General features: G+C 67.1%; 26 protein-coding genes. 18 read left to right on the forward strand and 8 right to left on the reverse strand.

The genetic code is table 11. The features are described 5' to 3' along the window. Window positions 1-51: 51 nt before the first annotated feature. Window positions 52-426 carry a hypothetical protein gene (locus tag XM1_RS21860; RefSeq protein ID WP_231920622.1) on the forward strand — a complete coding sequence of 125 codons (375 nt, stop codon included), beginning with the start codon at window positions 52-54 and terminating at the stop codon, window positions 424-426. A 117-nt stretch (window positions 427-543) separates the two neighbouring features. After that, window positions 544-750: a helix-turn-helix domain-containing protein gene (locus XM1_RS25335; protein WP_081608973.1), complete on the forward strand. Its 207-nt coding sequence runs from the start codon at window positions 544-546 to the stop codon at window positions 748-750. Window positions 751-860: 110 nt separating this feature from the next. Here the strand turns inward: XM1_RS25335 and dprA are convergent, their stop codons facing one another. After that, window positions 861-1,973: a DNA-processing protein DprA gene (dprA, locus tag XM1_RS21865; protein WP_082700668.1), complete on the reverse strand. Its 1,113-nt coding sequence runs from the start codon at window positions 1,971-1,973 to the stop codon at window positions 861-863. A 24-nt stretch (window positions 1,974-1,997) separates the two neighbouring features. Further along, on the reverse strand, window positions 1,998-3,134 hold the full coding sequence (locus XM1_RS21870) for a patatin-like phospholipase family protein (RefSeq protein ID WP_068437233.1): 1,137 nt from the start codon (window positions 3,132-3,134) through the stop codon (window positions 1,998-2,000). Between the two features lie 181 nt (window positions 3,135-3,315). On the opposite strand from XM1_RS21870, the gene XM1_RS21875 reads away from it, so the two are divergent. From XM1_RS21875 to XM1_RS21920, 10 genes are all read left to right on the forward strand, one after another. After that, window positions 3,316-3,717 carry a Crp/Fnr family transcriptional regulator gene (locus tag XM1_RS21875; RefSeq protein WP_068437234.1) on the forward strand — a complete coding sequence of 134 codons (402 nt, stop codon included), beginning with the start codon at window positions 3,316-3,318 and terminating at the stop codon, window positions 3,715-3,717. Next, the gene (locus XM1_RS21880) at window positions 3,714-4,655 is read left to right on the forward strand and encodes an AEC family transporter (protein ID WP_068437235.1); all 942 of its coding nucleotides are present in this window, start codon (window positions 3,714-3,716) and stop codon (window positions 4,653-4,655) included. The genes XM1_RS21875 and XM1_RS21880 overlap by 4 nt, the downstream gene beginning before the upstream one ends. A 75-nt stretch (window positions 4,656-4,730) precedes the next feature. Beyond that, on the forward strand, window positions 4,731-5,900 hold the full coding sequence (locus XM1_RS21885; protein WP_068437236.1) for an isovaleryl-CoA dehydrogenase: 1,170 nt from the start codon (window positions 4,731-4,733) through the stop codon (window positions 5,898-5,900). Continuing rightward, a complete protein-coding gene (locus XM1_RS21890) occupies window positions 5,900-6,343 on the forward strand; it encodes a thioesterase family protein (protein ID WP_068437238.1) in 444 nt (147 codons plus the stop codon). Before XM1_RS21885 ends, XM1_RS21890 begins: the two co-directional genes overlap by 1 nt. After that, window positions 6,340-7,947 carry a carboxyl transferase domain-containing protein gene (locus XM1_RS21895; protein ID WP_068437245.1) on the forward strand — a complete coding sequence of 536 codons (1,608 nt, stop codon included), beginning with the start codon at window positions 6,340-6,342 and terminating at the stop codon, window positions 7,945-7,947. Before XM1_RS21890 ends, XM1_RS21895 begins: the two co-directional genes overlap by 4 nt. Before the next feature lie 4 nt (window positions 7,948-7,951). Further along, the gene (locus XM1_RS21900) at window positions 7,952-8,734 is read left to right on the forward strand and encodes an enoyl-CoA hydratase/isomerase family protein (RefSeq protein ID WP_068437247.1); all 783 of its coding nucleotides are present in this window, start codon (window positions 7,952-7,954) and stop codon (window positions 8,732-8,734) included. A gap of 145 nt (window positions 8,735-8,879) precedes the next feature. Next, on the forward strand, window positions 8,880-10,877 hold the full coding sequence (locus XM1_RS21905) for an acetyl/propionyl/methylcrotonyl-CoA carboxylase subunit alpha (protein ID WP_068437249.1): 1,998 nt from the start codon (window positions 8,880-8,882) through the stop codon (window positions 10,875-10,877). 75 nt (window positions 10,878-10,952) lie between these two features. After that, a complete protein-coding gene (locus tag XM1_RS21910; protein WP_068437250.1) occupies window positions 10,953-11,846 on the forward strand; it encodes a hydroxymethylglutaryl-CoA lyase in 894 nt (297 codons plus the stop codon). A gap of 60 nt (window positions 11,847-11,906) precedes the next feature. Continuing rightward, complete coding sequence (locus tag XM1_RS21915; protein WP_231920623.1) at window positions 11,907-12,338, forward strand: bacteriohemerythrin; 432 nt, start codon at window positions 11,907-11,909, stop codon at window positions 12,336-12,338. A 65-nt stretch (window positions 12,339-12,403) separates the two neighbouring features. Next, entirely contained in the window at window positions 12,404-13,201 is a 798-nt protein-coding gene (locus XM1_RS21920) for a DUF4239 domain-containing protein (RefSeq protein WP_068437252.1), read from the forward strand. Here XM1_RS21920 and XM1_RS21925 read toward each other — a convergent pair. Beyond that, window positions 13,171-13,398: a hypothetical protein gene (locus tag XM1_RS21925; RefSeq protein ID WP_068437256.1), complete on the reverse strand. Its 228-nt coding sequence runs from the start codon at window positions 13,396-13,398 to the stop codon at window positions 13,171-13,173. The genes XM1_RS21920 and XM1_RS21925 overlap by 31 nt on opposite strands. A gap of 141 nt (window positions 13,399-13,539) precedes the next feature. Here XM1_RS21925 and XM1_RS21930 point away from each other — a divergent pair, with 141 nt between their 5' ends. After that, complete coding sequence (locus tag XM1_RS21930; RefSeq protein ID WP_068437259.1) at window positions 13,540-14,100, forward strand: hypothetical protein; 561 nt, start codon at window positions 13,540-13,542, stop codon at window positions 14,098-14,100. Between the two features lie 3 nt (window positions 14,101-14,103). On the opposite strand, the gene XM1_RS24395 is transcribed toward XM1_RS21930, so the two are convergent. Together XM1_RS24395 and XM1_RS21935 are read right to left on the reverse strand one after the other, a co-directional pair. After that, window positions 14,104-14,259 carry a hypothetical protein gene (locus XM1_RS24395; RefSeq protein ID WP_156428835.1) on the reverse strand — a complete coding sequence of 52 codons (156 nt, stop codon included), beginning with the start codon at window positions 14,257-14,259 and terminating at the stop codon, window positions 14,104-14,106. A gap of 157 nt (window positions 14,260-14,416) precedes the next feature. Next, on the reverse strand, window positions 14,417-15,733 hold the full coding sequence (locus tag XM1_RS21935; RefSeq protein ID WP_068437261.1) for a PAS domain-containing hybrid sensor histidine kinase/response regulator: 1,317 nt from the start codon (window positions 15,731-15,733) through the stop codon (window positions 14,417-14,419). 166 nt (window positions 15,734-15,899) lie between these two features. Here XM1_RS21935 and XM1_RS21940 point away from each other — a divergent pair, with 166 nt between their 5' ends. Further along, window positions 15,900-16,322, forward strand: a complete 423-nt coding sequence (locus XM1_RS21940; protein ID WP_068437264.1) for a hypothetical protein — start codon at window positions 15,900-15,902, stop codon at window positions 16,320-16,322. A 140-nt stretch (window positions 16,323-16,462) separates the two neighbouring features. Here XM1_RS21940 and XM1_RS21945 read toward each other — a convergent pair whose 3' ends face one another. Then, window positions 16,463-16,963 carry an Lrp/AsnC family transcriptional regulator gene (locus XM1_RS21945; protein WP_011383108.1) on the reverse strand — a complete coding sequence of 167 codons (501 nt, stop codon included), beginning with the start codon at window positions 16,961-16,963 and terminating at the stop codon, window positions 16,463-16,465. 279 nt (window positions 16,964-17,242) lie between these two features. Here XM1_RS21945 and XM1_RS21950 point away from each other — a divergent pair, with 279 nt between their 5' ends. From XM1_RS21950 to XM1_RS21965, 4 genes are all read left to right on the forward strand, one after another. Next, window positions 17,243-17,866 carry a peroxiredoxin gene (locus tag XM1_RS21950; RefSeq protein WP_068437267.1) on the forward strand — a complete coding sequence of 208 codons (624 nt, stop codon included), beginning with the start codon at window positions 17,243-17,245 and terminating at the stop codon, window positions 17,864-17,866. A 99-nt stretch (window positions 17,867-17,965) separates the two neighbouring features. Continuing rightward, window positions 17,966-18,916 (forward strand): thioredoxin-disulfide reductase, encoded by a 951-nt coding sequence (trxB, locus tag XM1_RS21955; protein ID WP_068437268.1) that lies wholly within the window; start codon window positions 17,966-17,968, stop codon window positions 18,914-18,916. A gap of 74 nt (window positions 18,917-18,990) precedes the next feature. Continuing rightward, on the forward strand, window positions 18,991-19,884 hold the full coding sequence (locus tag XM1_RS21960; RefSeq protein WP_068437271.1) for a LysR family transcriptional regulator: 894 nt from the start codon (window positions 18,991-18,993) through the stop codon (window positions 19,882-19,884). A 291-nt stretch (window positions 19,885-20,175) separates the two neighbouring features. Then, window positions 20,176-21,354 (forward strand): DNA polymerase IV, encoded by a 1,179-nt coding sequence (locus XM1_RS21965; protein WP_068437273.1) that lies wholly within the window; start codon window positions 20,176-20,178, stop codon window positions 21,352-21,354. A gap of 119 nt (window positions 21,355-21,473) precedes the next feature. Here XM1_RS21965 and XM1_RS21970 read toward each other — a convergent pair whose 3' ends face one another. Then, window positions 21,474-22,514: an alpha/beta hydrolase gene (locus tag XM1_RS21970; RefSeq protein ID WP_068437276.1), complete on the reverse strand. Its 1,041-nt coding sequence runs from the start codon at window positions 22,512-22,514 to the stop codon at window positions 21,474-21,476. A gap of 22 nt (window positions 22,515-22,536) precedes the next feature. Further along, window positions 22,537-25,020 carry a PAS domain-containing sensor histidine kinase gene (locus tag XM1_RS21975; RefSeq protein WP_231920625.1) on the reverse strand — a complete coding sequence of 828 codons (2,484 nt, stop codon included), beginning with the start codon at window positions 25,018-25,020 and terminating at the stop codon, window positions 22,537-22,539. Between the last annotated feature and the right edge of the window lie 96 nt (window positions 25,021-25,116).

The raw sequence follows: 25,116 nt of genomic DNA on the forward strand, positions 1-25,116 counted from the left end.
TCACCAACAAGATCATCTGCGACAACTGCTTTGCTGCTGCCGAGTTTCCCGATGATGAAATCTGAAGCAGAGATAACTCTGGTTGCCGCCATTGAGCGTCGATTGGAGGAACTGTCTTCCCGATACCCATCATCGATCATGCTGGCGGTCGATGACGAAGGGCGAGACTACCTGGACGCGGCCCTGATGGGGCGGCATGGGGAGGTGTTGCTTACCGATAACGGCGGCGGCGATCTGACTGAGATTCACTGGCAAACGGTTTTGCACCATATCGGCTACGTAGCCGTCATCGTCTGGCTGAGTGATCCCCGAGACCTGGAATTGGTCAGGCAGGCGTGTCGTGATGTGGAGGGGATGGTGCCTGAGTTCAAAGATGGGGAGATTGGACTGTTGCATTCAGGCCACGACAACCAAAAAAGAAACTGAATTTCATGGCGTCCATATTGTTTGCCGCTTTGAGTTGACTGTAAATGTGTTGGCACGCGATTGAACTATTCACAGTTCAGGCGTATACAAAACTGGCAAACTGTATAGGGGAAAAGAATGGACAGAGACGATGAATACCTCACTCCAAAGGAAGCTGCTATTCTTCTTCGGAACCACCCATATACACTGGAACGCTATCGCCGTCTTGGTGGTGGACCGCCTTTCAGTAAGCCGTTCGCGAACGGTCGGATTTTATACAAGCGATCCGATTTAATTCGCTGGGTTGACTCTAAAAAAGTTAGCAGCACGAACCAACTGCCGTGACGCAGCAATTGACGGATGACGCTCCAGCAAAAAGCCCCCACCTGATATTGGGGGCTTTTTCATGCTCCGCTCATCTGTGGCGGCCAGCTTGCTGGTTGCTTATTTCCGACTTATGCGGCTATTCTGAGGATGCTGAAAGTGGCAGATTTCCTCGGCTTTTTCGGCATTTCCAATAAGCATCGGTACATGTCGTCAACCGTCACCGGTGCCGGCCCCAGGGCCTCGACCACCGCCGCACGGGCCCGATCCATCTCGGAAGTATCGGGTTCGGCCGGCTGTGGACCGCGGAAATCGGCGCGTTTGCCCTCGGCCAGGGGGCGGCGCAACATGTCGCCCAGCACATCGGTGACGTCGGTGACGCTTTCGGTCAGGGTGGCGCCGTGGCGGATCAGGTCGTTGGGACCGGCGGCGCGGGGGTCCATGGGCGAGCCCGGCACGGCGAACACCTCACGGCCCTGGTCGGCGGCGAAGCGCGCCGTGATCAGCGAGCCCGAGCGGGCGTTGGCCTCCACCACCACCACGCCCAGCGACAGGCCCGAGATGATGCGGTTGCGGCGGGGAAAGTGGCTGGCCTGGGGCTGGGTCCCCACCGCCATCTCCGAGACCACCGCGCCGCCCCCCGCGATCTCGCGCCACAGATCCGCGTTCTCGGGCGGATAGACCACGTCCACGCCGCCGGCCAGCACCGCCACGGTGCCGGTGGCCAGCGCCCCCTGGTGGGCCGCCGTGTCGACGCCCCGCGCCATGCCGCTGGCCACGCAAAAGCCGGCGCGGCCCAGGTCGGCACCTAAGCGCCGGGCGAAGTTGCGGCCGTTGAGCGAGGCGTTGCGCGCCCCCACCATGGCCACCATGGGCTTGGCCAGAACCGAGGGATTGCCGAAAACGCAAAGCAGCGGCGGCGCGTCGTCCAGCGCCGCCAGCCACGAGGGATAGCCGGGCTCGGCAAGCCCCAGCAGGCAGGCGCCGAAACGCTCGGTCGCCTCCATCTCGCGCTCGGCATCGGCCTTGGGACAGATCTTCAAGGGACGCCGGGCGCCGCCCTTGCGGGCCAGATCGGGCAGCGCCGCCAGCGCCGCCCCGGCCGAGCCGAACCGCTCCAGCAAACGCGAGAAGGTGCGCGGCCCGACGTTCTCGCTCCGGATCAGCCGGAGCCAGTCGAACCGTTCAGAAGCTGAAAGTTGCCTCTTACCCTCGTCCATGACGTGCAGGGTGACCGGTTGCATGCAATCGGTCAAGGAGGGAAAGGGCTATTTCTCCCGCTGCGTAATGGCCTTGCGCGCCAGGATCTGGTCGCACACCGAATTGGTGTCCCACGACGACCGCTTGCCCAGCGCCGGCTTGATGGAGGACCAGCTGTCGGCGAAGGCCTTGCGCCCCAGGTCGCGCAGATAGACCAGGAAGTCCCAGGCCGGCGCGTCCTTGGAATAGACGCCCAGCTTGACCATCTCCTCGTCGGCGTGGATGCGGTGCAGGTTGACCCGGCGATAGGGATGCTGGCCGGGCGGCGGATCCTTGATCATGCCGGAATCCACCAGCCGGTTGATGGTCTCGATGGCGTTGACCTCGTGGACCAGCGAGGCGTTGAAGGCCACCTCGTTCAGGCGGTCCAGCACCTGGCGCGCCCCCTTGGGCGGCGGGCCGTCGCGGTGCAGCGGGTTCAGCGTCACCAGCAGCAGGTCCTCGGCGTCGGCTTCGCGCAGCCGCTCGACCAGAGGCGTCAGCGGCGGGTTGCCCATGTAGCCGCCGTCCCAATAATGGTGGTCGCCGATGCTGACCGTGTGCAGCGAGGTGGGCAGGTTGGTCGACGCCCGCACCGCGTCGGGCGACACCGCGCCGTCGATGAACAGCTGGCGGCGGCACTCGCCGATGTCGGTGGCGGCGACGATCAGGGTGGGGGTGCCGTCCTGCGGCAGGGCGAAGATGGCCGGAATTTCCGGCAGCACGTCCCGCAGCACGGCGGTGAGATAGGTGGCCAGCCCCGATTCGGCGGCCGGAGTGTTGGCGCCGGCAACGTCGGCCCAGCGGGCGGCGGGGGTGTCGTCGATGTTCCAGCCCTGGGCCAATCCGATGGCGGCGACGAAGGGATTGCCGCCCCAGAAGGCGGCACGGGCCACCGTCTCCCACAATTCGCGGATCTTGGTGCGCGCCGCCTCGGCCATGCGCTTGGAACGCGCGCTGGCCGGGCCGGGCTGGGCGGCCCCTTCATGGTAGCCATAGGCCATGGCGGTGGCGGTCAGCGCCCCCGACGACGCGCCGCTGATGCCGACGAACTCGATGGTGCCGGCCGCCGCCTCGTCCAGCAGCGCGTCGAGCACGCCCCAGGTAAAGGCGCCATGCACGCCGCCGCCCTGCAGGGCCAGCGCAATCCGATGGGGTTTTCCCATTGAGCGATCCTCCCGGAGAAGACGGTTACCGTCCTTGTTTTGTCAAAGCGTACCGCGAGCCCGCCCCCGCTGGCAACCGCAGGTATCGTTACAGTCGCGCCCGGGCCTTACCTGATTGGAGAAGCCGGACGCCCGCGTTATGCTGTCCCACCTTTCAAGTCGGGGTGAGGGGACTTTGACCATGAGCGATACCGGCGGCACGCCAGGACTGCAACGCGTCTTTCCCAGGGGAACGGTGATCTTCAAGGAAGGCGATTCGGGCCACGAGGCCTATATGCTGCAGCAGGGCACCGTACGCATCTTCAAGACGGTGGCCGGCCGCAAGGTCACCATCGGCCGCGTCTGGCCGTTCCAGGTGTTCGGCGAGCTGGCGCTGATCGACGACGGCCCGCGCATGGCCGCCGCCATCGCCGACGACGACGCCACCTGCCTGGTGCTGACCAAGGACGCCATCCGCACCATGATGGACCAGGCGCCGCCGGGGCTGAACACCCTGATCCAATCGCTGCTGTCGACCATCCGCGAGTTGGGCGACGACCTGGCCGACGCAAGGGCCATGCTGGCCGAACACGGGGTGGAATGATCCAGGTCTTAGGCGCGCTGGCCCCGGTCATCGCCCTGATCGCACTCGGCCACCAGATGCGATCAAAGCGCTGGATCGACGAATCCTTCTGGCTGCCGGCCGAACGCGCCACCTTCTTCCTGTTCTTTCCCGCCCTGCTGGTCACCGCCTTGGCCCGCGCCCGGCTGGGCGGCCTGCCGGTGGGCGGCATCATGGCCGCCGAGGCCGGCGCCGTGCTGGTCATGGCGGTGGCGGCGGGACTGGCCGCCCCCGGGCTGAAAGGCGGGCCGTGGCGCCTTGACGGCCCGGCCTTCACCTCGCTGTTCCAGTGCTCCATGCGCCCCAACACCTATGTGGGCCTTGCCGTGGCGGCGGGGCTGTGGGGCGGCGAGGGCGTGGCCCTGGTCGCCATCTGCACGGCGGCCGTGGTGCCGCTGGTCAACCTGCTGGGCATCCTGGCCCTGCTGCGCTGGGCGGGGAAGGAGGGCGCCTCCTTCCGCTGGCGCGACGCCATCGTGCCGGTGGCGCGCAATCCGCTGATCCTGTCCTGCCTGGTCGGCATCACGCTTAATCTGGGCGGCATCGGCCTGCCGCCGGTGATCGGCCCCTTCCTCGACATCCTGGCCGGCGCGTCGCTGCCGCTGGGTCTGCTGGCGGTGGGCGCCGGCATCCGCCTCGGCGCGCTGCGCCACGCGGGCGCCTCCGTATTGCTGTCCATCGCCGCCAAGATGGGGGCGTTGCCCATGATGGTGGTGGCGCTGGGCGGCCTGTTCGGGCTGGACGGAGCCACCCTGGCCGGCGCGGCCCTCTACGCCGCCCTGCCCGCCGCCCCGGTCTCCTATCTGGTGGCCCGCCAGATGGGCGGCGACGCGCCGCTGGTGGCCACCATGCTCTCGGCCCAGACCGTGGCCGCCGCCCTGATCATGCCCGTGTGGATTCTGGCCCTGCCCGGCCACTGATTCCCCTTGCGACCCAATTAAAAAAACGTATGCTCGTTTAACGCAAATTCACCGGCCTTCTTTAGGGAGCGAGCGATGACCGGCTTCAATTCCGCGCTGAACTTCGATCTGGGCGAAACCGCCGACATGATGCGCGACTCGGTCGCCGCCTTCGCGGCCTCCGAGATCGCGCCCCGCGCAGCCGAGATCGACCGGTCCAACGAGTTCCCCAACGAGCTGTGGCCGCGCCTGGGCGCCATGGGCCTGCTGGGCATCACGGTCGAGGAGAAGTACGGCGGCGCCGGCATGGGCTATCTCGAGCACGTGGTGGCCATGGAGGAGATCAGCCGGGCCTCGGCCTCGGTGGGTCTGTCCTATGGCGCGCATTCCAACCTGTGCGTCAACCAGATCAAGCGCAACGGCACCGAAGCCCAGAAGATGAAGTACCTGCCCAAGCTGATCTCGGGCGAGTACATCGGCGCGCTGGCCATGAGTGAGCCCAATGCCGGTTCCGACGTGGTCTCCATGAAGCTGAAGGCCGAAAAGAAGGGCGACCGCTACATCCTCAACGGCTCGAAGATGTGGATCACCAACGGCCCCGACGCCGACGTGATCGTGGTCTACGCCAAGACCGACATCCACGCCGGCCCGCGCGGCATCACCGCCTTTTTGGTGGAGAAGAATTTCAAGGGCTTCTCGGTGGCGCAGAAGCTGGACAAGCTGGGCATGCGCGGCTCCAACACCGGCGAGCTGGTGTTCCAGGACTGCGAGGTTCCGGAAGAAAACGTGCTGGGCGACATCGGGCGCGGCGTCAACGTGCTGATGAGCGGGCTGGACTACGAGCGCGTGGTGCTGACCGGCGGGCCGCTGGGCATCATGGCCGCCTGCATGGACGTGGTGGTTCCCTATGTCCACGAGCGCGTCCAGTTCGGCCAGCCCATCGGCACCTTCCAGCTGATGCAGGGCAAGCTGGCCGACATGTACACCACCTTCAACGCCTGCCGTGCCTACACCTACGCGGTGGCCAAGGCCTGCGACCGGGGCGAGACCAACCGCAAGGACGCCGCCGGCGTCATCCTCTACGGCGCGGAAAAGGCCACCTGGATGGCGCTCGAAGCCATCCAGACGCTGGGCGGCAACGGCTATATCAACGAATACGCCACCGGGCGGCTGCTGCGCGACGCCAAGCTCTACGAGATCGGCGCCGGCACCAGCGAGATCCGCCGCATGCTGATCGGCCGCGAGCTGTTCGAGGAAACCAAGTAATGCCCGGGTGGATCGACAGCTATCGCGGTGCGGTCTATCCCTGGCATTGCGACCATGTCGGCCACATGAACGTGATGCATTACGTGGGCAAGTTCGACGAGGCCACCTGGAACGTGTTCACCGCGCTGGGGGTCACGCCGTCCTGGATGCGCGACAATCAGCGCGGCATGGCCGCCGTCAGCCAGAAGATCGCCTACAGGCGCGAACTGCACGCCGGCGACGTGGTGACGATCCGTTCCGGCCTCCTTGAGGTCAAGGACAAGTCCGTCCGCTTCGTCCACGAGATGAGAAACGGCGAGACCGGAGAGGTCGCCGCCGTCACCGAACTGGTGGGCGTACACCTGGACAAGACCACCCGCCGGGCGGCGTCGCTGCCCGCCGAAATCGCCGAGCGTTGCCGCTCCAAGATCGTCACCTACGACACGACAGGCTTGTGGACATGACCGTCATCAAATCCACCGTCAATCCCCGCTCGGACGAGTTCAAGGCCAATGCCGAGGCCACGCAGGCCCTGGTGGACGACCTGAAGAAGGTGGTCGCCCAGGTAAAGCAGGGCGGCGGCCCCGCCATGCGCGAGCGCCACATCGCACGCGGCAAGCTGCTGCCCAGAGAGCGCATCCGCCGCCTGCTCGACGTAGGCTCGCCCTTCCTGGAATTCTCGCAACTGGCCGCCTGGGACATGTATTCCAAGGACGTGATGGGGGCCGGCATCATCACCGGCATCGGCTCCATCAACGGCCAGGAATGCATGATCGTCGCCAATGACGGCACGGTGAAGGGCGGCTCCTACTATCCGCTCACGGTGAAGAAGCACCTGCGCGCCCAGGACATCGCCAAGGAAAACAACCTGCCTTGCGTCTATCTGGTGGAATCCGGCGGCGCCAACCTGCCCAACCAGGACGAGGTGTTCCCCGACCGCGACCATTTCGGCCGCATCTTCTACAACCAGGCCCAGATGTCGGCCGCTGGCATTCCGCAGATCTCGGTGGTGCATGGGTCGTGTACCGCCGGCGGCGCCTATATCCCGGCCATGAGCGACGAAAGCGTCATCGTCCGCAATCAGGGCACCATCTTCCTGGGCGGTCCGCCTTTGGTGAAGGCCGCCACCGGCGAGGTGGTCTCGGCCGAGGAACTGGGCGGCGCCGATGTCCATTGCCGCACCTCGGGCGTCACCGACCATTACGCCCAGGACGACGGCCATGCGCTGGCCATCGCGCGGCGCATCGTCGGCAACCTGAACCGCACCAAGCCGGTCAGCCTCAAGATGGCCACGCCGGAGGAGCCCCTTTACGACCCCAAGGAAATCTACGGCATCATCCCCAAGGACCGCCGCAAGCCCTATGACGTGCGCGAAGTCATCGCCCGCATCGTCGACGGCTCGCGCCTGGACGAGTTCAAGCAGACCTACGGCACCACCCTGGTCTGCGGCTTCGCCCATATCTGGGGCTACCCCGTGGGCATCGTCGCCAACAACGGCATCCTGTTCTCGGAATCCGCCCAGAAGGGGGCGCATTTCGTCGAGCTGTGCAGCCAGCGCGGCATCCCGCTGATCTTCCTGCAGAACATCACCGGCTTCATGATCGGCAAGAAGTACGAGGCCGGCGGCATCGCCAAGGACGGCGCCAAGATGGTCACCGCCGTGGCCTGCGCCAAGGTCCCGCGCTTTACCGTGATCATGGGCGGCAGCTTCGGGGCGGGCAATTACGGCATGTGCGGCCGGGCCTACCAGCCGCGCATGCTCTACATGTGGCCGACGGGACGCGTCTCGGTGATGGGCGGCGAGCAGGCCGCCAACGTCATGGCCCAGATCAAGAAGGACGCCATGGAGGCCAAGGGCCAAAGCTGGCCGGCGGACGAGGAGGAAGCCTTCAAGGCTCCCATCCGCGACCAGTACGAAACCCAGGGCCACCCCTATTACGCCGGGGCCCGGCTGTGGGACGACGGTCTGGTCGACCCGGCCGAGACCCGCATGGTGCTGGCGCTGTCGCTGTCGGCCTCCTTCAACGCCCCCATCGAGCCGACCAAGTTCGGCGTGTTCCGGATGTAAGGCCATGAGCGCCCTTCTCGTCACCACCCATGACGGTGTGCGGACCATCACGCTGAACCGGGCCGAACGGCACAACGCCTTCGACGATGCCCTGATCAAGGAGCTGGCCGCCGCCTTCAAGGATGCAGGCCACGCCCCCGGAGTGCGGGCCGTGGTTCTCGACTCCACCGGAAAAAGCTTCTCGGCCGGGGCCGACCTCGAGTGGATGAAGCGCATGGCGGGCTACAGTCACGCCGAGAACCTGGCCGACGCCCAAGCGCTGTCGGACATGCTCGAAGCCATCGATGCCTGCCCGCGCCCCGTCATCGGCGTGGTCCAGGGCGCGGCCTATGGCGGCGGCGTCGGGCTGGTGGCCTGTTGCGATCTGGCCGTGGCGGCGGAAGGGGCGACCTTCTGCCTGTCCGAGGTCAAGCTGGGCATCGTCCCGGCGGTGATCTCGCCTTACGTGGTGCGCGCCATGGGCGGCCGCGCCGCCCGGCGCTACGCCGTCACCGCCGAACTGTTCGACGCGGCCGAGGCCAAAGCCACCGGGCTGGTGCACGAGGTGGTGCCCACCGAGCGTCTGGCCGAGGTGCGTGACAAGTGGCTGGCCCGCGTCAAGGGCAACGGCCCGGACGCCATGGCCACCGCCAAGGGACTGATCCGCCGCGCCGCCGACCAGCCTTTGGACGACGACCTTCGCCATTGGACCGCCGGACAGATCGCCGAACGTCGCGCCAGCGACGAGGGCAAGGAAGGCATCCGCGCCTTCCTGGAAAAGCGGAAGCCGGGTTGGGTGGAGAACTAGCCTTATTGTGCGTCATGGCCGGGCTCGCCCCGGCCATCCATGTGGTGCGGCAAATCCCAAAGGGTGGAGTTGCGGACCGGCGTGGATGCCCGGAACAAGTCCGGGTATGACGATTTTCGGATTTAGAGTGTCTCGGGGAACAAACATGTTCGACAAGATCCTGATCGCCAATCGCGGCGAAATCGCCTGCCGGGTCATGCGCACCGCCAAGCGTCTGGGCATCCGCACCGTGGCGGTCTATTCCGAGGCCGACGCGGGCGCCATGCACGTGGCCATGGCCGACGAGGCGGTGCTGATCGGCCCGGCCGCGGCGGCCGAGAGCTACCTCAAGGGCGACGTGATCCTGGAAGCAGCCAAGCGGACGGGAGCCCAGGCCATCCATCCCGGCTACGGCTTTTTGTCCGAGAATGCCGGCTTTGCCGAGGCCTGCGCCAAGGCCGGCGTCGTGTTCATCGGCCCGCCGGTGGGCGCCATCCATGCCATGGGCTCCAAGGCAGAATCCAAGCGGCTGATGGAAGCGGCCGGCGTGCCCCTGGTGCCCGGCTATCACGGCAAGGGCCAGACGCTGGAAGAGCTCACCCGCGAGGCGGCCGTCATCGGCTATCCCGTGCTGGTCAAGGCCAGCGCTGGCGGCGGCGGCAAGGGCATGCGGGTGGTGACGGAAGCGGCGGGTCTGGCCGACGCGGTGGCCTCGGCCAAGCGCGAGGCCAAGGCGGCGTTCGGCGACGATTCCCTGCTGCTCGAGACCTATCTGGGCCGTCCGCGCCATGTGGAAATCCAGGTGTTCTGCGACACCCACGGCAACGGCGTCTATCTGTTCGAGCGCGACTGCTCCATCCAGCGCCGCCACCAGAAGGTGATCGAGGAGGCCCCCGCCCCGGCGCTGGCCGACGAGACCCGTCGCGCCATGGGCGAGGCCGCCGTCGCCGCCGCACAAGCCGTGGATTACGTGGGCGCCGGCACGGTGGAGTTCCTCTACCAGGACGGCCGCTTCTTCTTCATCGAGATGAACACGCGGCTGCAGGTGGAGCATCCGGTCACCGAGATGATCACCGGCCTGGATCTGGTGGAGTGGCAGTTGCAGGTCGCCTCGGGAGGCAAGCTGCCGCTCGCCCAGGAGCAGTTGACCCGCAAGGGCCACGCCTTCGAGGCCCGGCTTTACGCCGAGGACCCGGCAAAGGACTTCCTGCCGGCCATCGGCAGGCTGGTCCATCTGGCCCCTCCGGCCGAGAACCGCCATGTGCGCGTCGATACCGGCGTGCGCCAGAATGATCAGGTTACCCCCTTCTACGATCCCATGATCGCCAAGCTGATCGTCTGGGACGAGGACCGCGATTCGGCGCTGCGCCGCCTGCGCCGGGCCTTGGCCGATTATCAGGTGGCGGGCGTCACCACCAACGTCTCCTTCCTGGGCGCCATCGCCGCCCATCCGGCCTTCGGAGCGTTGGAGATCGACACCGGCTTCATCGAGCGCTACCGCGCCGACCTGTTGCCGCCCCCCGCCCCGGTGCCGGCGCTGGGCCTCGCCTTCGCGTCGCTGGCCCTGCTGCTGTGGCGCGAAGAGGACGGCCGCCACGCCGCCGCCACCTCGGGCGATCCCCATTCGCCCTGGCACCAGACCAACGGCTGGCGGCTCAACGACGACAACCACCACGATTTCCGCTTCGTGGATGCGGGCGAGGAGCGCCGGGTCACCGTGCATTTCGTCGCCGACGGCTGGTCGCTGGACCTGCCCGGCCAGACCTTGCCTGCCCGGCGCGCCACCCTTTCCGGCACCACGCTCACGGCGGAAATCGGCGGCGAACGCCGCACGGCATCCGTGGTGCGCGCCGGCTTCGAGCTGACCGTGCTGCACGACGGCCATGTCTGGAAGATCAAGCTGGACGACCCGTCGGCCACGGCGGCCGAGCGCGAAGGCGGCGACGGCCGTCTGGCCGCCCCCATGCCCGGCACGGTGGTGCAGGTGCTGGTCAAGCCCGGCGACGCGGTCGCCGCGGGCCAGCCGCTGATCGTGGTGGAAGCCATGAAGATGGAGCACGCCATCAAGGCGCCCGCCGAGGGCGTGGTCGCCGCCATCCACTTCAAGGTGGGCGACGCGGTGGCCGAGGGCACCGAGCTGCTGGCCTTCGAGGTGAAGGAATAGGCCTATCCGGGTGAAAGCGGGCGGGACGCCCGCGCTCCAGGAAAGGCCAAGAGGTTGATCAAGGATACGAGCGCCATGCGTCACCCCGCCCGCGTCAAGATCGTCGAGGTCGGCCCCCGCGACGGCTTGCAGAACGAGGCCCGGCCGGTCCCGGTGGCGGTCAAGGTCGAACTGATCGACCGCCTGACCGAGACCGGGCTGGCCGCCATCGAATCAGGGAGCTTCGTCAGCCCCAAATGGGTGCCGCAGATGGCGGCCACCAACGAGGTGATGGCCGCCATCAAGCGCCGGCCGGGCATCGCCTATCCGGTGCTGACCCCCAACCTGCAGGGCCTCGAGGCGGCGCTGGCCGCCAAGGTCGAGGAAGTGGCGGTGTTCGCCGCCGCGTCCGAAACCTTCTCGCAAAGGAACATCAACTGCTCCATCGCCGAAAGCCTGGAGCGGTTCGCCCCACTGGCCGCCCGCGCCAAGGCCGAGGGATTGCGGGTGCGGGGCTATGTCTCCTGCGTGCTCGGCTGTCCCTACGAAGGCGCAATCGCCCCCGAGGCGGTGGCCGGGGTGGCGGATAAGCTGGCCGCCATGGGCTGCTACGAAATTTCCCTGGGCGACACGGTGGGCGTCGGCACCCCGGCCAAGGCCCAGGCCATGATCGATGCCGTGGCCGCCCACCTGCCCGTCGAGATGCTGGCCGCCCATTTCCACGACACCTACGGCCAGGCCCTGGCCAACCTGCTGGCGGTAATGGAACGCGGCGTGGCGGTGATGGATTCCTCGGTGGCCGGGCTGGGCGGCTGTCCCTACGCCAGGGGCGCGGCCGGCAACGTGGCCAGCGAGGATCTGGTCTACATGCTGAACGGCATGGGCATCCACACAGGCATCGATCTGGACCGGCTGATCGAGGCGGGACGCTTCATCTGTTCGGCCCTGGACCGGCCCACCGGCTCGAAGGTGGCCCGCGCCCGCGGGTGATTTCAGGAGAACTGGCGGAAAGTATGGCCCTGTGATAGCATCAAGCCAGGATGAACCGTCATGGCCCGTACCAAGCCCATGTCCACGGATTTCTGGGTTGACGCGCTGAGTGTCGGAGTCGACGAATTCGACCGCGCCCATCGCGAGCAACTGAACACCATCGGCGAGATAGAGGCCGCCCTCGGCCAAGGAGAGGGCGAGAGCGCCTGCGCCCTGTTGGACCGCCTGCTGCGGCACCTCGTCAGCCATCAGGCCGAGGAGATGGAGCTGCTGGTCCGCACCGACTATCCCGGCATCGACCACATCCGCGAGGTTCAAACCGCCAATCTGGCCCGCCTCGAACGGCTGAGGGAGATGGTGAAGGCCGGCACCAACCTGTCGGACGCCCGGCGCATCGCCACCGAGATGCGCATGGCCTTCGTCGACTACCTGCTGAAGGGCGACATCAACTTCAAAAGCCATCTCGACATGGCCGGAATCGCCTATCGCTGAAGCAATCGCTGGCCCTTGGCGGCCGGTTGCGATGAAATGGGCCGCCTCCCCGTTCAGGAAAGCCCATGACCACCCTCCTCGGCACCTATGATCATTACGGCTACGCCGCCATCGCCCTGCTGGGCACCTTTCTCGGCGCCTGGTTCCTGCTGTGGGTGACGCTGCGCTCGCCCTGGGCCGAGCGGATCCGCCTGTGGCGCGGGGTGTCGCCGCCCTTCCTGGGCGTCGTGGGCGTGCTGTTCGCCCTGACCCTGGCCTTTCTCGCCAACGACACCTGGAACGCCCATGACCGGGCGCTGAACGCCGTCTATCAGGAAGCCGACGGCCTGCGCAGCATCGACGCCCTGGCCGAGCACCTGCCGCCTCCGGTCAAGGCCGGCCTGGTGAGCGCGGTGCGCGACTATGCCTGCATCACGGTGAACGAGGAATGGCCGCTGCTGGCCCGGCGCCAGAGCAGCCGCCTGGCGGCCGAACAGTTGGACGGCCTGCTGGCCCTGCTGTCGGGGCCGGGAATCTCCGGGGCCGCCCCGCCCGGGGTCCACAGCCTGATGCTGGCTCAGGCCACCCAGGTGCGGACGGCGCGGGGCGCGCGCATCGCCCTGTCCCAGACCCACGTGAATCCGCTGAAATGGCTGGGAATGGCCTTTCTCGGCTTCCTCACCATGATTTCCATCGCCATGGTCCATGTGGACCAGGCCCGCGCCGAAATCCTGGCCATGGCGATCTTCGCCGCGGCGGCAGCGCCCACGGCGGCCATCGTGCTGGTGCAGGGCAATCCGTTCCAGCCGCCCACCATGGTCCATGCCGGTCCGATCAAGGCCCTGACCGGACCTCAGTCCTGCGGCAGCGCGGGAGCCCGGTGAAAGAAGTCGGGATCGGCGAGCGTCGATGCCGAGACGGTGATCATGGTCTTGGGCTGGGCCTTGTTGAACAGACGGGCGTGCATGATGCCGTCCACGTGCTCGAAGATCTTTTCGACCACCCAAATGCTCTTCTTGGTGTCGTGGGTCTTGATGAACATGTCGCCGACCTGTGCATCAACGGACTTGCGCTTGAACATTCCTACTCCCGCCGAATTCACCTTAGATGAGATGATCATCGCGCCGGGTCCGAAAACAGCCCCGACAGGACAGAGGTTATATGACACGGAGGCGGACGGGAAGCCGTGTCGTGAGATTTGTGCCATGCGGAATAGATTCTGATGACCAGCCACAGCGCCATCGTATTGATTGACTGCGAGAATCTGACCGGCACCCGACGGTTGGAAGCCCTTGGCCGTTGGGCGGGAGCCGGGCGCATCGAGCTGTTCGGGCGCGAGGCGGCCATGGCGCCGTGGCGGGCCGCCCTGGCGCGGCGGGGATTGCCTGCGGCTGCGGAAACGCCGGTTCCCGACGACGCCCCCTCCCAGGCCGCCGACCAGGCCATCGCGCGGGCCGTCCGCCTCATGACGACCCCGCCGCCGGCCGGGCCGGTGGTGATCGCCTCCAACGACAGGGGCTTCGCCGCCGACATCGCCCATCTGACGGCCATGGGCATCGCCGCCCGCCAGGATTTCGACCTGGACGACGGTGGATTGCTGCGTCTGGTGGTGGTGGAGATCGCCGGAGCGGGGGGCTGGGCCGCCGCCGGCGGCGTCGGCGATCATCTGATCCGCCGCTTCGGCCTTGATATCCGGGGCCGGCTGCCGTCGCTCGCGACCCGTGCCGGCCTGTCCCTCAAACGGGACCGGACGGGCCTGTGGCTGTCCCTGGGACAGCCCTAGCCGTCAGATGGCCGAGGGAATGCCGGCCTGGGTGCCTTCCTTGGCCAGTTCGCGCTCGACCCGGGCGGCATGCCGCCAGGCGCTGATGGAAATGCCGAGGCCCACGATGGTCAGCACGCCGATGGCGGCCATCACGATGTCCATGGTCGAAGCAATCATCGTTCTCTCCTTGGCCGCAAGCATGGCGCGGCCGTCCCTTGCCATCTACGCCTCTTCTCGCAAGTGCGAAAGGAGTTCGAAGGCAGCCATGCGCAAAGCTCATGCTTTGTGGCGGGAGAAAGGAATCATTCCGAGGCTTGCCATTGGGCCGGCGGCATCAGCGGCGAGGCAGCCGCACGGTCACCGTGGTGCCCGCCCCCGGCCGGCTGACCAGACAGAGCGAGCCGCCGTGAAGCTCGACGAAGGACTTGGCCAGCGGCAGCCCCAGCCCGGTGCCGGCATAGCGGCGCGACAGGCTGGATTCCACCTGGACGAAGGGCTGCAGCGCCCGTTCCAGGCTTTCGCCGTCCATGCCGATGCCGGTGTCGGCCACCTGGATGACCAGATCGTTGTCCGACAGGCGGGCGCTGAGCAGCACCTTGCCGCCGGCCGGGGTGAACTTGACGGCGTTGGACAGCAGGTTGAGCAGCACCTGCTTGATGCGCAGGGGATCGAGCATCACCTCCCCCACATCCGGGGCGGCGAGGCATTCGAGCTGCACCTCGGCCTGGGCGGCGCGCTCGGCCATCAGACGGATGGCGGCGTCGAGCAGCTGGGCGATGCCGGTCGGCCGGGAACTGAGCTCGAACCGCCCCACCTCCACCTTGGCCAGATCGAGGATGTCGTTGATGATGCTGAGCAGATGGTTGCCCGATTCCCAGACGGCCGAGACGTACTCTTCGTAGCGGGCATTGCCCACGGGGCCGAAGATCTCCGAGCGCATCACGTCGGAAAAACCGATGATGGCGTTGAGCGGCGTCCTCAGTTCGTGGCTCATATTGGCGAGGAACTCGCTCTTGCAGCGGTTGGCCTCCTCGGCCTGGCGCCGCGCCAGATCCAGTTCGGCGGTCCGCTCGGCCACCCGCTGTTCGAGGCGCTCGTTGGCGTCCTTCAGGGCGCGCTGGTAGGCGTGGCGCTCGGTGACGTCGCCGATGGAGCCCACCATGCGGGTCGCCACCCCTTCGGCGTCGCGCACCGCCAGGCCGCGCGCCAGCATCCAGCGCCACTGCCCCTGGCGGTCGCTGACCCGGTATTCGCATTCGAAATGGGCGTCGAAGCCCTTCAAGTGGCGCACCAGGGTCGACTGGTAGCGGTCGCGGTCCTCGGGATGGACCAGCTTCAGCCATTCGTGCGAGGTGGTGCGCAGCGTCTCGCTCTCGAAGCCGAGGATCGAGAGCAGGCGGGCCGACAGATACAGTTCCTTGGTGATGGGGTTCCAGTCCCACAGCCCCTCGTTGGGGCCGCGCATGGCCAGGGCATAGCGCTCCTCGCTTTCGCGGAGGGCGCGGGTGGCGGCGAACAGCGCCCCCTGGGTCCGCTTGGCCTCGCGCTGGGCGGCCTCCAGCGCCTTGATGCGCGCCCGCAGCCGCGCCACGGATTCACTGCGCAGCAATTCCCGGCCGGGCGTCACGCCGCGTGGCCCCTTGACTGGCAAACCATCCTCCCAAAGCCCGCGACCTCGGTACTGTACCCCCGCCCCGCCCGCTGGAACAAGTTGAGCAAAAGGGCAATATCCCTTCCACGCAGACCATCCCCGGCCGATCGGCATTTGCCGTGGCCGGATTGCCGTCCTAACATGCGAAAAGCAGGAGGAACGTGCCATGGCAACCTTGCGCCTTCGCGACATGCTGCTGATCGGAGCCGGATTGGGCTTTCTCGCCTGGGCGGTGACGCCGCCGTCCTCGCTGTCCCTGGATGAATCGTGCAAGCCCACCAATGGTCCGCCGGCCATCAGCGCGACCCTGTTTCCCGGCACCTTCTGGGAAAAGCAGCTGATGGCGGTGCTGATCGAACGCGACGACCTTCTGGCCCGCCCGGCGCGCCGGGCCCGCATCGACGCCCAGATTCAGGCCGAGGCCTCGGCCATCGAGGGGCGCATGGACAGGCTGAACCGGGAACAGGGCCGGGTGGACGACCGCGCCGAGAAGGAGCGGCGCGACATGGCCGAGCAGAGCGCCCGGCTCAAGCGCATCGCCTGGCTGATGGGCTGCGAAGGGGAGATTCGCCAGAGGCTGGCCAATTAGGAAACCGCCCGGTGATCGGGGGGCTGAAACCTCCGACGCGCCGCAGGCGCGGAGGCAAGCGCAAGGCGCGCCGCGGCTTATGCCGCGAGAGCCAAGGGCCGGCACAGACGGCCCGCCCGGCGATTGAGGGGCTGAAGAACCTACTCGTGCTCGGGCTCGGGCCCAGCCTCGACGTCGATGGGCACGCCGGGCTGCAGCTTGGACGTGCGGATGGCCAACGCGCTCTTCACATGGCTGATGTTGGGCGCGGCGGTCAGCCGCGTGGTCAGGAAGCGCTGGTAGTCGTCCCAGTCGTGGGCCACCACTTTCAGCAGGAAGTCGGTCTCGCCGGCCAGCATGTGGCACTCGCGCACCTCGGGCCAGCCCTTGACCAGTTCCTCGAAGGATTTGAGATCGGCCTCGGCCTGGCTGTTCAGCCCCACATGGGCGAACACCGTGACGTTGAAGCCCAGCGCGCCGGGGTCGATTTCAGCATGGTAGCCCTTGACGTAACCGGCCTCCTCCAGCGCCCGCACCCGTCGCAGGCACGGCGGCGCGGAGATTCCCGCCCGCCGGGCCAGTTCGACATTGGTCATCCGGCCATCGGCCTGAAGGTCGGCCAGAATGCGCCGATCGATGCGGTCAAGCTTGACCCGCTGCATAAGGGAACTCCAAAAGAACTCTGGTTTGCGAAATTATATTACTCGGCCGCCGCCAGCAAGCCCAACGTTCTGTCGCGGCGACGATTTTCAGCCCTTGGCGGCAGCCGAGACGGCTGCTCGGCGCGTCACCGGCAAGACCACAGGGAAAGTGCAAGTTAATATCCTTCGCACGCGGGGGCATGGCGTTAGTTTTGTAATCATTCCATCTTGTGCGAGGTCGAGAACCAGACTAGATTTCTCGGCATCATTCGTCCCAAGCCCTATGATGGAGCTTCCATAATGTCCGACGCGATTGTGAATCCGACCTCTCTGGTGACCAAGGCCGCCCCCGATTTCACTGCCCCGGCCGTGATGCCCGACAACGAGATCAATCCGTCGTTCAACCTGAAGTCCTATCTGGCGGGCTCCTACGGCGTGGTGTTCTTCTACCCGCTGGACTTCACCTTCGTCTGCCCGTCGGAAATCCTGGCCCACGACCATCGCGTCAAGGCCTTCGCCGAGCGCAACACCAAGGTCATCGCCGTCAGCGTCGATTCCCACTTCACCCACCTGGCCTGGAAGAACACTCCGGTGGAAAAGGGCGGCCTGGGCAACGTCCAGTTCCCCATGGTGGCCGACCTGACCAAGAACATCGCCAAGTCCTTCGGCGTGCTGATCAATGATTCGGTGGCGCTGCGCGGCACCTTCATCATCGACAAGAACGGCGTCGTGCAGTCGGCCCACGTCAACAACCTGCCGCTGGGCCGCAACGTGGACGAGGCGCTGCGCCTGATCGACGCGCTGCAGTTCACCGAGGAGCATGGCGAGGTGTGCCCCGCCGGCTGGAACAAGGGCAAGGCCGGCATGAAGGCCAACCCGAACGGCGTCGCCGAGTACCTGGCCAAGCACGCTTCCGAGCTGTAGGCCTTTCGTCGAGTCCGAAGGGGCGCACCGCTTGCCAGCGGTGCGCCCCATCCTTATGCTGTAGCGCAACAACATCGTAACCAAACCGGGAAGCTGTCCATGGCGCACCACCACTCCAAGGTTCTGATTCTGGGCTCCGGGCCCGCCGGCTGCACCGCCGCCATCTATGCGGCGCGCGCCAATCTTGAACCCATGCTGGTGGCCGGCCTGCAGCCCGGCGGACAGCTGACCATCACCACCGACGTGGAAAACTTCCCCGGCTTCGCCGAGGCGGTCCAGGGCCCCTGGCTGATGGAGCAGATGCAGGCCCAGGCCGAGCATGTGGGCACCCGCTTCATGGACGACACCATCGTCTCGGTGGACCTTTCCAAGCGTCCGTTCACCGCCGTGGGCGATTCGGGCGACACCTATACCGGCGACACGCTGATCATCTGCACCGGCGCCACCGCCCGCTGGCTGGGCATCGAATCGGAAAAGAAGTTTTCGGGCTTCGGCGTCTCGGCCTGCGCCACCTGCGACGGCTTCTTCTTCCGCGGTAAGGAAGTTGCTGTGGTCGGCGGCGGCAATTCGGCGGTGGAAGAAGCCCTCTACCTGGCCGGCATCGCGTCGAAGGTGACCCTGATCCATCGCCGCGACGCGCTCCGCTCGGAAAAGATCGCCCAGGACCGCCTGTTCGCCAATTCCAAGGTGTCGGTCGCCTGGGACAGCGTCGTCGACGAGATCGTCGGCGACAGCAATCCCCCCGGCGTCACCGGCGTGCGCATCAAGAACGTCAAGACCGGCGCGCTGTCCGTGCTGCCGGTGGACGGTGTGTTCATCGCCATCGGCCACACCCCCAACACCGACCTGTTCAAGGGCGCGCTCGAGATGGACGAGGAGGGCTACCTGATCACCAAGGCGGGCGCCACCTCCACCAATATCCCCGGCGTGTTCGCCGCCGGCGACGTGCAGGACAAGATCTACCGCCAGGCCGTCACCGCTGCCGGCACCGGCTGCATGGCGGCGCTGGAAGCCGAACGCTTCCTCGCGGCGCATGGACATGGCGGTTAAGTTACGGCACAGTAGCCTGCAATGATTGGGGAGGCGGAAAAAATAATCCGCCAGGGGAGGAGACCGGTCGCACCATGGACTGGGACAAACTGAGGGTTTTTCACGCCGTGGCCGAGGCCGGCAGCTTCACCCATGCGGGCGAAGTGCTGAACCTTAGCCAGTCGGCCGTCAGCCGCCAGATCAGCGCGCTGGAGGAAAGCCTCAACCTCCCCCTCTTCCATCGCCATGCCCGCGGCCTGATCCTGACGGAGCAGGGCGAGCTTCTCTACAAGACCGCCCGCGACGTGTTCTCCAAGCTGGCCATGACCGAGGCGCTGCTCACCGAAAGCCGCGAGCGCGCCCAGGGACCGCTGAAGATCACCACCACCGTGGCCTTCGGCTCTTTGTGGCTGACGCCCCGCATCAAGGACTTCCTGGACGCCTATCCCGACATCTCGGTGACCATGGTGCTGTTCGACGGCGAGCTGGACCTAGCCATGCGCGAGGCCGACGTGGCCATCCGCATGATGCCGCCGCGCCAGCCCGACCTGATCCAGCGTCACCTCTTGTCCATGAACTACGCGGTGTTCGCCGCGCCGTCGTACATCGAAAAGTACGGCATGCCGAAATCCGCCGACGATCTCGACAACCACCGCATCATCGTCTACGGCGACGACACGCGGGTCTCGGCCCCGGTCTCCAACGTCAACTGGCTGCTGGAAGCGGGCGCCTCGCCCGACCGCCCGCGCAAGCCGGTGCTGGAGGTCAACAACATCTACGGCATCTACCGGGCCGTCAAAAGCGGGCTGGGCATCGCCGCCATGCCGGATTACCTGCGCGGCGAGGCGGAAAGCCTGGTTCCCATCCTGCCCGAGCTGAAGGGGCCGAAGGTCGAGGCCTACTTCGTCTATCCCGAGGAATTGCGCCATTCCAAGCGCATCACGGTGTTCCGCGACTTCCTCCTGGGCAAGATCGCCGAATCCGCCTGATCGGGCAAAGACCCTACCCGAAAGCATAAGGCATGCGCTGGAAGCATGCCTCTGTCCAGCTTTTTGGTGTGGTTCGAAATCATTTCCTGCCGTAAATCAATACCTACGACGTGCTGCACCGCAGCAGGTCCCGAGTTCGGCGGGTTCCGCCACATCGTTCCCAGGTGCAATGCCTGGGTTCCGGGTCTTCGGACCCTACGTCTCCTAGACGTGAAGCCTCCCTGTTTGACTTTACCCCCCGGTGCATAACCGGGGGGTTTCTTTTTGGGCCGCTCGCGCTATAGTCGCCCCATGGGAACATATGGTGATCAAGCGCCGACGGTGTGCCGGGATTGCGGAGCCTTGGGAAACGGCGAGGCCGCCTGCCCCGTCTGCGGCTCGGCGCGGCTAGTGCGTCATGCCGAATTGCCGGATCTGTGCATCGCCCATATCGATTGCGACGCGTTTTACGCCTCGGTGGAGAAGCGCGACAACCCGTCCCTGATGGACAAGCCGGTGATCGTCGGCCATCCGGGCGGGCGGGGCGTGGTGACCACCGCCTGCTACGTGGCGCGCAAATTCGGGCCGCGTTCGGCCATGCCCATGTTCAAGGCGCTGGAACTGTGCCCCCACGCCGTGGTCATTCCCCCCGACATCGCCAAATACAAGCGGGTCAGCGCCGATATCCGCGCCCTGTTCGAGAAGGCCACGCCCCTGGTGGAGCCGCTTTCCCTGGACGAGGCCTATCTCGACCTGTCGCCGGGGGTGCGTCTGGTGGAACGCCCGGCCGCCGTGCTGCTGGCCCGGCTGGCCCGCGCCATCCGCCGCGAGGTGGGCATCACCGTCTCGGTGGGCTTGAGCTACAACAAGTTCCTGGCCAAGATGGCGTCCGACCTTAACAAGCCCGACGGCTTCTCGGTAATCGGCCGGGCGGAAGCCGCCGCCTTCCTGGCGCCCCGCCCGGTGACCGCCCTGTTCGGCATCGGCCAGGCCACGGCGGCGCGCATGGCCGAGCAGGGCATCACCACCATCGCCCAGTTGCAGTCGCTGGCCGAGGCGGAGTTCGTGGCGCGCTGGGGCAAGTTCGGCCGAAGGCTGGCTGGCATGGTGCATGGCATCGACACCCGCCCGGTCAATCCCGACCGCCCGACCAAGAGCGTTTCCACCGAGACCACCTTCGCCCGCGACATCCGCGATGCCCGCATGCTGGCCGAGGCGCTGGCCCCCCTGGCCGAGGGGGTGGCGCGGCGCCTGGACCGCGCCCATCTGGCGGGACGGACCGTGGTGCTGAAGCTGAAAACCGCCGATTTCAAGGTGGTCACCCGCCACCACCGCCTGGCCGATCCGACGACGCGGGCCGACGTCATCCTACGGGCAGGACTGGCCCTGCTGGAGCGTCAGGCGGACGGCCGCGCCTTCCGCCTGCTGGGCATCGGCATGGCCGATCTCTGCCCGGCGGAAGAGGCCGACCCGCCCGGTCTGTTCGGATAGGCTGCCAATGAATTTGCCTAAGGGGGATGCCCAGGCCCTCTCCGCTCGTCATGGCCGGGCTTGACCCGGCCATCCATGGACCCCCGGGACAAGCCCGGGGGTGACGAACAATAAAAGCTCTACCGCCGCGGTCCGGGCGATTCCAGGAACTCGGCCACCGCCTGATAGAGCTGCTTGCGGTTCTTTTCGATCAGGGCGGCGTGGGTGGCCTCGCCCACCATGACGTAGCGCTTGTAGGGCGAACCGGTCAGGCGGTTGAACAGCTTCATGCCCATGGCGGGCGGCGCCTCGGCGTCCCACTCGCCCTGGATCACCAAGGCGGGAATGGACAGGCGCTCGGGGTTCCAGCGCGGCTTGTTGGACGCCCAATAGCGCATGGTGTCCAGCACCACGCCGTTGGGCGCGCGCACCGTGTGGGGGGTGGCGGGTTCGGGGTCGCTGGCCAGGGTCGCCTTCAGCCAGTCGCCGAAGACGGCCTTGGGCAACACGCCGTCGCGCTTGGCCTCGGGCACCGCCTTCAGCCAGATGTCGCGGGCCTCCCTGGGGTCCACCTGTCGCCAGGCGGGCACCCGGGCCAGTTCGGCGTCGGTGGGCGGCGTCACCTCGCGCAGCCATTGCGGCGCGTAGAGCACCAGCCGCTCCACCTTGTCCTGGGCGGTGTTGGCGTAGGTCCCCGCCAGGGTGGCGCCCCACGACCAGCCGACCAGCACCAGACGCTGGGCATTGCGCCGGGACAGAATGAAATCCACGGCGCGGGTGACGTCTTCGACCGCCTCGGCGGTGTCCACCACGGGGGCGTTGGCCTCGGGCGTCTGCTTCATCTCAGGCGGGCGGCCCGACTTGCCGTAGCCGCGGATGTCCAGGGTATAGACGTCGTAGCCCCGGGCCACCATCCAGTCCATCCAGCTCTGGCCGTCCACCGCCATGTCGAAGGAGGAATGGGCGGGATAGGTGGCGCCGTGCAGGAACAGCACCGTCTTCTCCGGCTTGACGTCGTAGAGGTTGGCGGGATGCTTGTTGCGGATGTAGAGCTGCTGGTCGGGCCACTTGCTGCCGATGGAGAACTCCTCGGTCACCGTCTCGGCCCGGGCGGGCAAGGCCGCCGTCACCAGAATCGCGGCGGCAACCAGGCCGCCCCGCCATCCCATCTTGCTCATCATCACCCATCCGCTCCCATGTTGCTCATGCCGCCCCAGCGCCTACCGGCAGGCGCACGGTCACCACCGTACCCTCGCCGGGAAGAGAAGCCAATTCCACCCTGCCGCCATGCAGATCGACGAAGCGCTGCACCAGGGCAAGGCCGATGCCCGAATCGTCGTCGCCCTGGCCGGCCGGCAGCGCCTCGCGGCGGCCACCCGCCACGAAGCCGCCAAACAGGCGTTGCCGCTGCTCGTCGGAAAGGCCGGCGCCGGTATCGCTGATGGTCAGCGCCAGCTCGGTCGGCCTGCGCTCGGCCCGCACCGTCACCCTTCCGCCCGAAGGCGTGCGCTTCAACGCGTTGCCCAGCAGGTTGAACATCACCTGACGCAGCCGGCGCTCGTCGGCGACGATCCAGCCGATGTCCAGCGGGCAGTCGAAATCCAGGTGCAGCTTCTTTTCCCGCACCCGTTCGCGCACCAGCCCCAGCACCCCGGACAGCATGGGGTGGATGTCGACGGTGTCGAGCTCCAGCGCCATCTGGCCGGCCTCGATGGCGGCAAGGTCGAGGATGTCGGAGATCAGCGCCTGCAGCCCCTGGCCCGCCTCGGTGATGCCCTTGGCGTATTCGTGCTGGCGCTTGTTGAGCTTGCCGAAATACTCGGCGGCCAGCATCTCGGAGAAGCCGATCACCGTGGTCAGCGGCTTTCGGACCTCGGCCGAGACGTTGGCGATGAATTCGCTCTTCAACAGGTCGGCGGCGGCCAGCGCCTCGTTACGTTCACGCAGCGCGCGCTCCACCCGGGCTGAATCGGTGACGTCCAGCCAGGTCAGCAGCATGGCCCCGTCGGGCAGCGGCACCGAGGCGAAATCGACGATGGAATCGTCCAGGCGCTCGACCCGGCCGCTCTGGGGCGCCCGGGTGTTGAACAGGGCCATCAGGCGCTCGCGCATTTCCGGCCAGACCGAGGTGCGCTCGGCGCCGCCCTCGAAATAGGGACGGTGGGCTTCGACCAGCTCGTTGACGTGGGGCTCGGCCTCCAGCATGGGAGCCGGCAGGTTCCAGATGCGGGCGTAGGCGGGATTGAACAGGCGCAGGCGCCCGTCGCCCCGAAACACCGCCACGCCCTCGTGCAGGTGGTCGAGGGTTTCGCGCTGCACCGCCAGCGCGGTGTTGAACGAGCGCTCCAGCGCCAAGGTGTCGGTGACGTCCTCGTAGGTGAAGATCAGGCCGCCATAGGGATGGGCGGCGATCATCCGGCGCAAGGTGCGGCCGTCGGGCAGGTGCAGCAGGGTCTCGGCGGCGTCGATCAGCGAGATGAACCGCTTCAGCTCGTCTTCCTTGTAGGCGCGGTAATCGGCCACCTCGGGCAGCAGGCGGCGTTCGCGCAAGGAATCCAGCACGGCGCCGTAGGTGGGCTGGGCCGTCAGCCAGTCCGCCTCCAGCCGCCACAGCCGGGTGAAGGCGGTGTTGAAGAAGGTGAGCCTTGTGTCGGTGGAGAAGATGGCGATGGCGGTGGCCAGGTGCTCCAGCACCTGGGCGTGGGCGCTGGCGTGGCGGCCCAGTTCCACCTGCAATTCCTCGATGCGGGTGAGGTCCATGGCGTAGCCGGCGGTCAGCAGCCCGCCGTCGCTGGTCTCGAACGGCGCCTCGATAATCTCGGTGAAGCGGCGTTGGCCGCCCAGCACCAGATGGAAGGATTCGGCGCGGGACTCGCCCGCCGCCCGCGCCCGGGCGGCCAGGGCCCGGGCCTCGCGCACCGAACCGTCCGAGGCCAGCTCGATCTGGCCCGCCACCGCCGCCTGGGGCGAGGCCACGTCCACCGCCCTGGCATAGGCCCGGTTGACGTGCAGCAGCGACAGATCGTCGTCGCGCACCCAGACGGGAATGGGCAGCATGCCCAGCAGGCCCTCGATCCGTTCGCGCTCGGCCACCAGCCCGGCCAGACGGGACGCCAGTTCCGCCTCGAAGGCGGCCCCTTCGGTGACGTCGTGCATCCAGACCAGATCGGCCAGCCCCTGGCCGTCGGCCCCGGCGGCGCGGATGCCCACCGCCCGGACACGGCGGCCGCCGTCGCGCAGGCGCAGTTCCAGCTCGAAGCCCTGGCCCTCCTCGCGCAGGCGCGACGCAGCACCGTCCAACTGGGCGGCATCGGCGGCGGCGAAGGATTCCAGCACGTCGGTGAAGGTGGATTGGGTGCCGCCGAACAGGCCCAGCAGCACGGCCAGCCGGCGCGAGCAGATCTCGCGCTCGCCCCCCAGCCAGGCATAGAAGCCGTCGGGCGCCGCCAGCAGGCTTTCGCCCAGGCGCTCGGCCAGGGCGGCGGAGCGCGCCGCCTCGGCGGCAAGCCCCGCCATGCGCCAGCGCAGCAAGAGCAGCGCCGCCACGGCGGGCACCAGGACCAGCAGGGCGCCGATGCCCAGCGACAGGGGGTCGAAGCGCAGCGCGGCCAGGGCGAACGCCTCCTCGGCCGCGGCACTTCCCGCCACCCCCATCACCGCCAATCCCGCCGCGATCGCCGCGCGCATGTCCGCATTCTCCCCGATACGGCCCCAAAGTGCCGTTGGCGCGCGCAAAAGACAAGGGGTGGTTGCCCCTTTGGCCTCCGGCTGCTACACCTCGCC

This window comes from Magnetospirillum sp. XM-1 (assembly GCF_001511835.1).
In the GTDB taxonomy this organism is placed as follows: Bacteria; Pseudomonadota; Alphaproteobacteria; order Rhodospirillales; family Magnetospirillaceae; genus Phaeospirillum.

What these genes read in the sequence shown, in the direction of transcription:
- XM1_RS21910 (WP_068437250.1), top strand. Translation starts at nt 10,953, where the DNA reads ATGCGTCACCCCGCCCGCGTCAAGATCGTCGAGGTCGGCCCCCGCGAC.
- XM1_RS21970 (WP_068437276.1), bottom strand. Translation starts at nt 22,514, where the DNA reads ATGATGAGCAAGATGGGATGGCGGGGCGGCCTGGTTGCCGCCGCGATT.
- XM1_RS21965 (WP_068437273.1), top strand. Translation starts at nt 20,176, where the DNA reads ATGGGAACATATGGTGATCAAGCGCCGACGGTGTGCCGGGATTGCGGA.
- trxB (WP_068437268.1), top strand. Translation starts at nt 17,966, where the DNA reads ATGGCGCACCACCACTCCAAGGTTCTGATTCTGGGCTCCGGGCCCGCC.
- XM1_RS21960 (WP_068437271.1), top strand. Translation starts at nt 18,991, where the DNA reads ATGGACTGGGACAAACTGAGGGTTTTTCACGCCGTGGCCGAGGCCGGC.
- XM1_RS21945 (WP_011383108.1), bottom strand. Translation starts at nt 16,963, where the DNA reads ATGCAGCGGGTCAAGCTTGACCGCATCGATCGGCGCATTCTGGCCGAC.
- XM1_RS21890 (WP_068437238.1), top strand. Translation starts at nt 5,900, where the DNA reads ATGCCCGGGTGGATCGACAGCTATCGCGGTGCGGTCTATCCCTGGCAT.
- XM1_RS21895 (WP_068437245.1), top strand. Translation starts at nt 6,340, where the DNA reads ATGACCGTCATCAAATCCACCGTCAATCCCCGCTCGGACGAGTTCAAG.
- XM1_RS21880 (WP_068437235.1), top strand. Translation starts at nt 3,714, where the DNA reads ATGATCCAGGTCTTAGGCGCGCTGGCCCCGGTCATCGCCCTGATCGCA.
- XM1_RS21885 (WP_068437236.1), top strand. Translation starts at nt 4,731, where the DNA reads ATGACCGGCTTCAATTCCGCGCTGAACTTCGATCTGGGCGAAACCGCC.
- XM1_RS21940 (WP_068437264.1), top strand. Translation starts at nt 15,900, where the DNA reads ATGGCAACCTTGCGCCTTCGCGACATGCTGCTGATCGGAGCCGGATTG.
- XM1_RS24395 (WP_156428835.1), bottom strand. Translation starts at nt 14,259, where the DNA reads ATGATTGCTTCGACCATGGACATCGTGATGGCCGCCATCGGCGTGCTG.
- XM1_RS21875 (WP_068437234.1), top strand. Translation starts at nt 3,316, where the DNA reads ATGAGCGATACCGGCGGCACGCCAGGACTGCAACGCGTCTTTCCCAGG.
- dprA (WP_082700668.1), bottom strand. Translation starts at nt 1,973, where the DNA reads ATGCAACCGGTCACCCTGCACGTCATGGACGAGGGTAAGAGGCAACTT.
- XM1_RS25335 (WP_081608973.1), top strand. Translation starts at nt 544, where the DNA reads ATGGACAGAGACGATGAATACCTCACTCCAAAGGAAGCTGCTATTCTT.
- XM1_RS21915 (WP_231920623.1), top strand. Translation starts at nt 11,907, where the DNA reads ATGGCCCGTACCAAGCCCATGTCCACGGATTTCTGGGTTGACGCGCTG.
- XM1_RS21860 (WP_231920622.1), top strand. Translation starts at nt 52, where the DNA reads ATGATGAAATCTGAAGCAGAGATAACTCTGGTTGCCGCCATTGAGCGT.
- XM1_RS21870 (WP_068437233.1), bottom strand. Translation starts at nt 3,134, where the DNA reads ATGGGAAAACCCCATCGGATTGCGCTGGCCCTGCAGGGCGGCGGCGTG.
- XM1_RS21920 (WP_068437252.1), top strand. Translation starts at nt 12,404, where the DNA reads ATGACCACCCTCCTCGGCACCTATGATCATTACGGCTACGCCGCCATC.
- XM1_RS21930 (WP_068437259.1), top strand. Translation starts at nt 13,540, where the DNA reads ATGACCAGCCACAGCGCCATCGTATTGATTGACTGCGAGAATCTGACC.
- XM1_RS21950 (WP_068437267.1), top strand. Translation starts at nt 17,243, where the DNA reads ATGTCCGACGCGATTGTGAATCCGACCTCTCTGGTGACCAAGGCCGCC.
- XM1_RS21900 (WP_068437247.1), top strand. Translation starts at nt 7,952, where the DNA reads ATGAGCGCCCTTCTCGTCACCACCCATGACGGTGTGCGGACCATCACG.
- XM1_RS21925 (WP_068437256.1), bottom strand. Translation starts at nt 13,398, where the DNA reads ATGTTCAAGCGCAAGTCCGTTGATGCACAGGTCGGCGACATGTTCATC.
- XM1_RS21975 (WP_231920625.1), bottom strand. Translation starts at nt 25,020, where the DNA reads ATGCGCGCGGCGATCGCGGCGGGATTGGCGGTGATGGGGGTGGCGGGA.
- XM1_RS21905 (WP_068437249.1), top strand. Translation starts at nt 8,880, where the DNA reads ATGTTCGACAAGATCCTGATCGCCAATCGCGGCGAAATCGCCTGCCGG.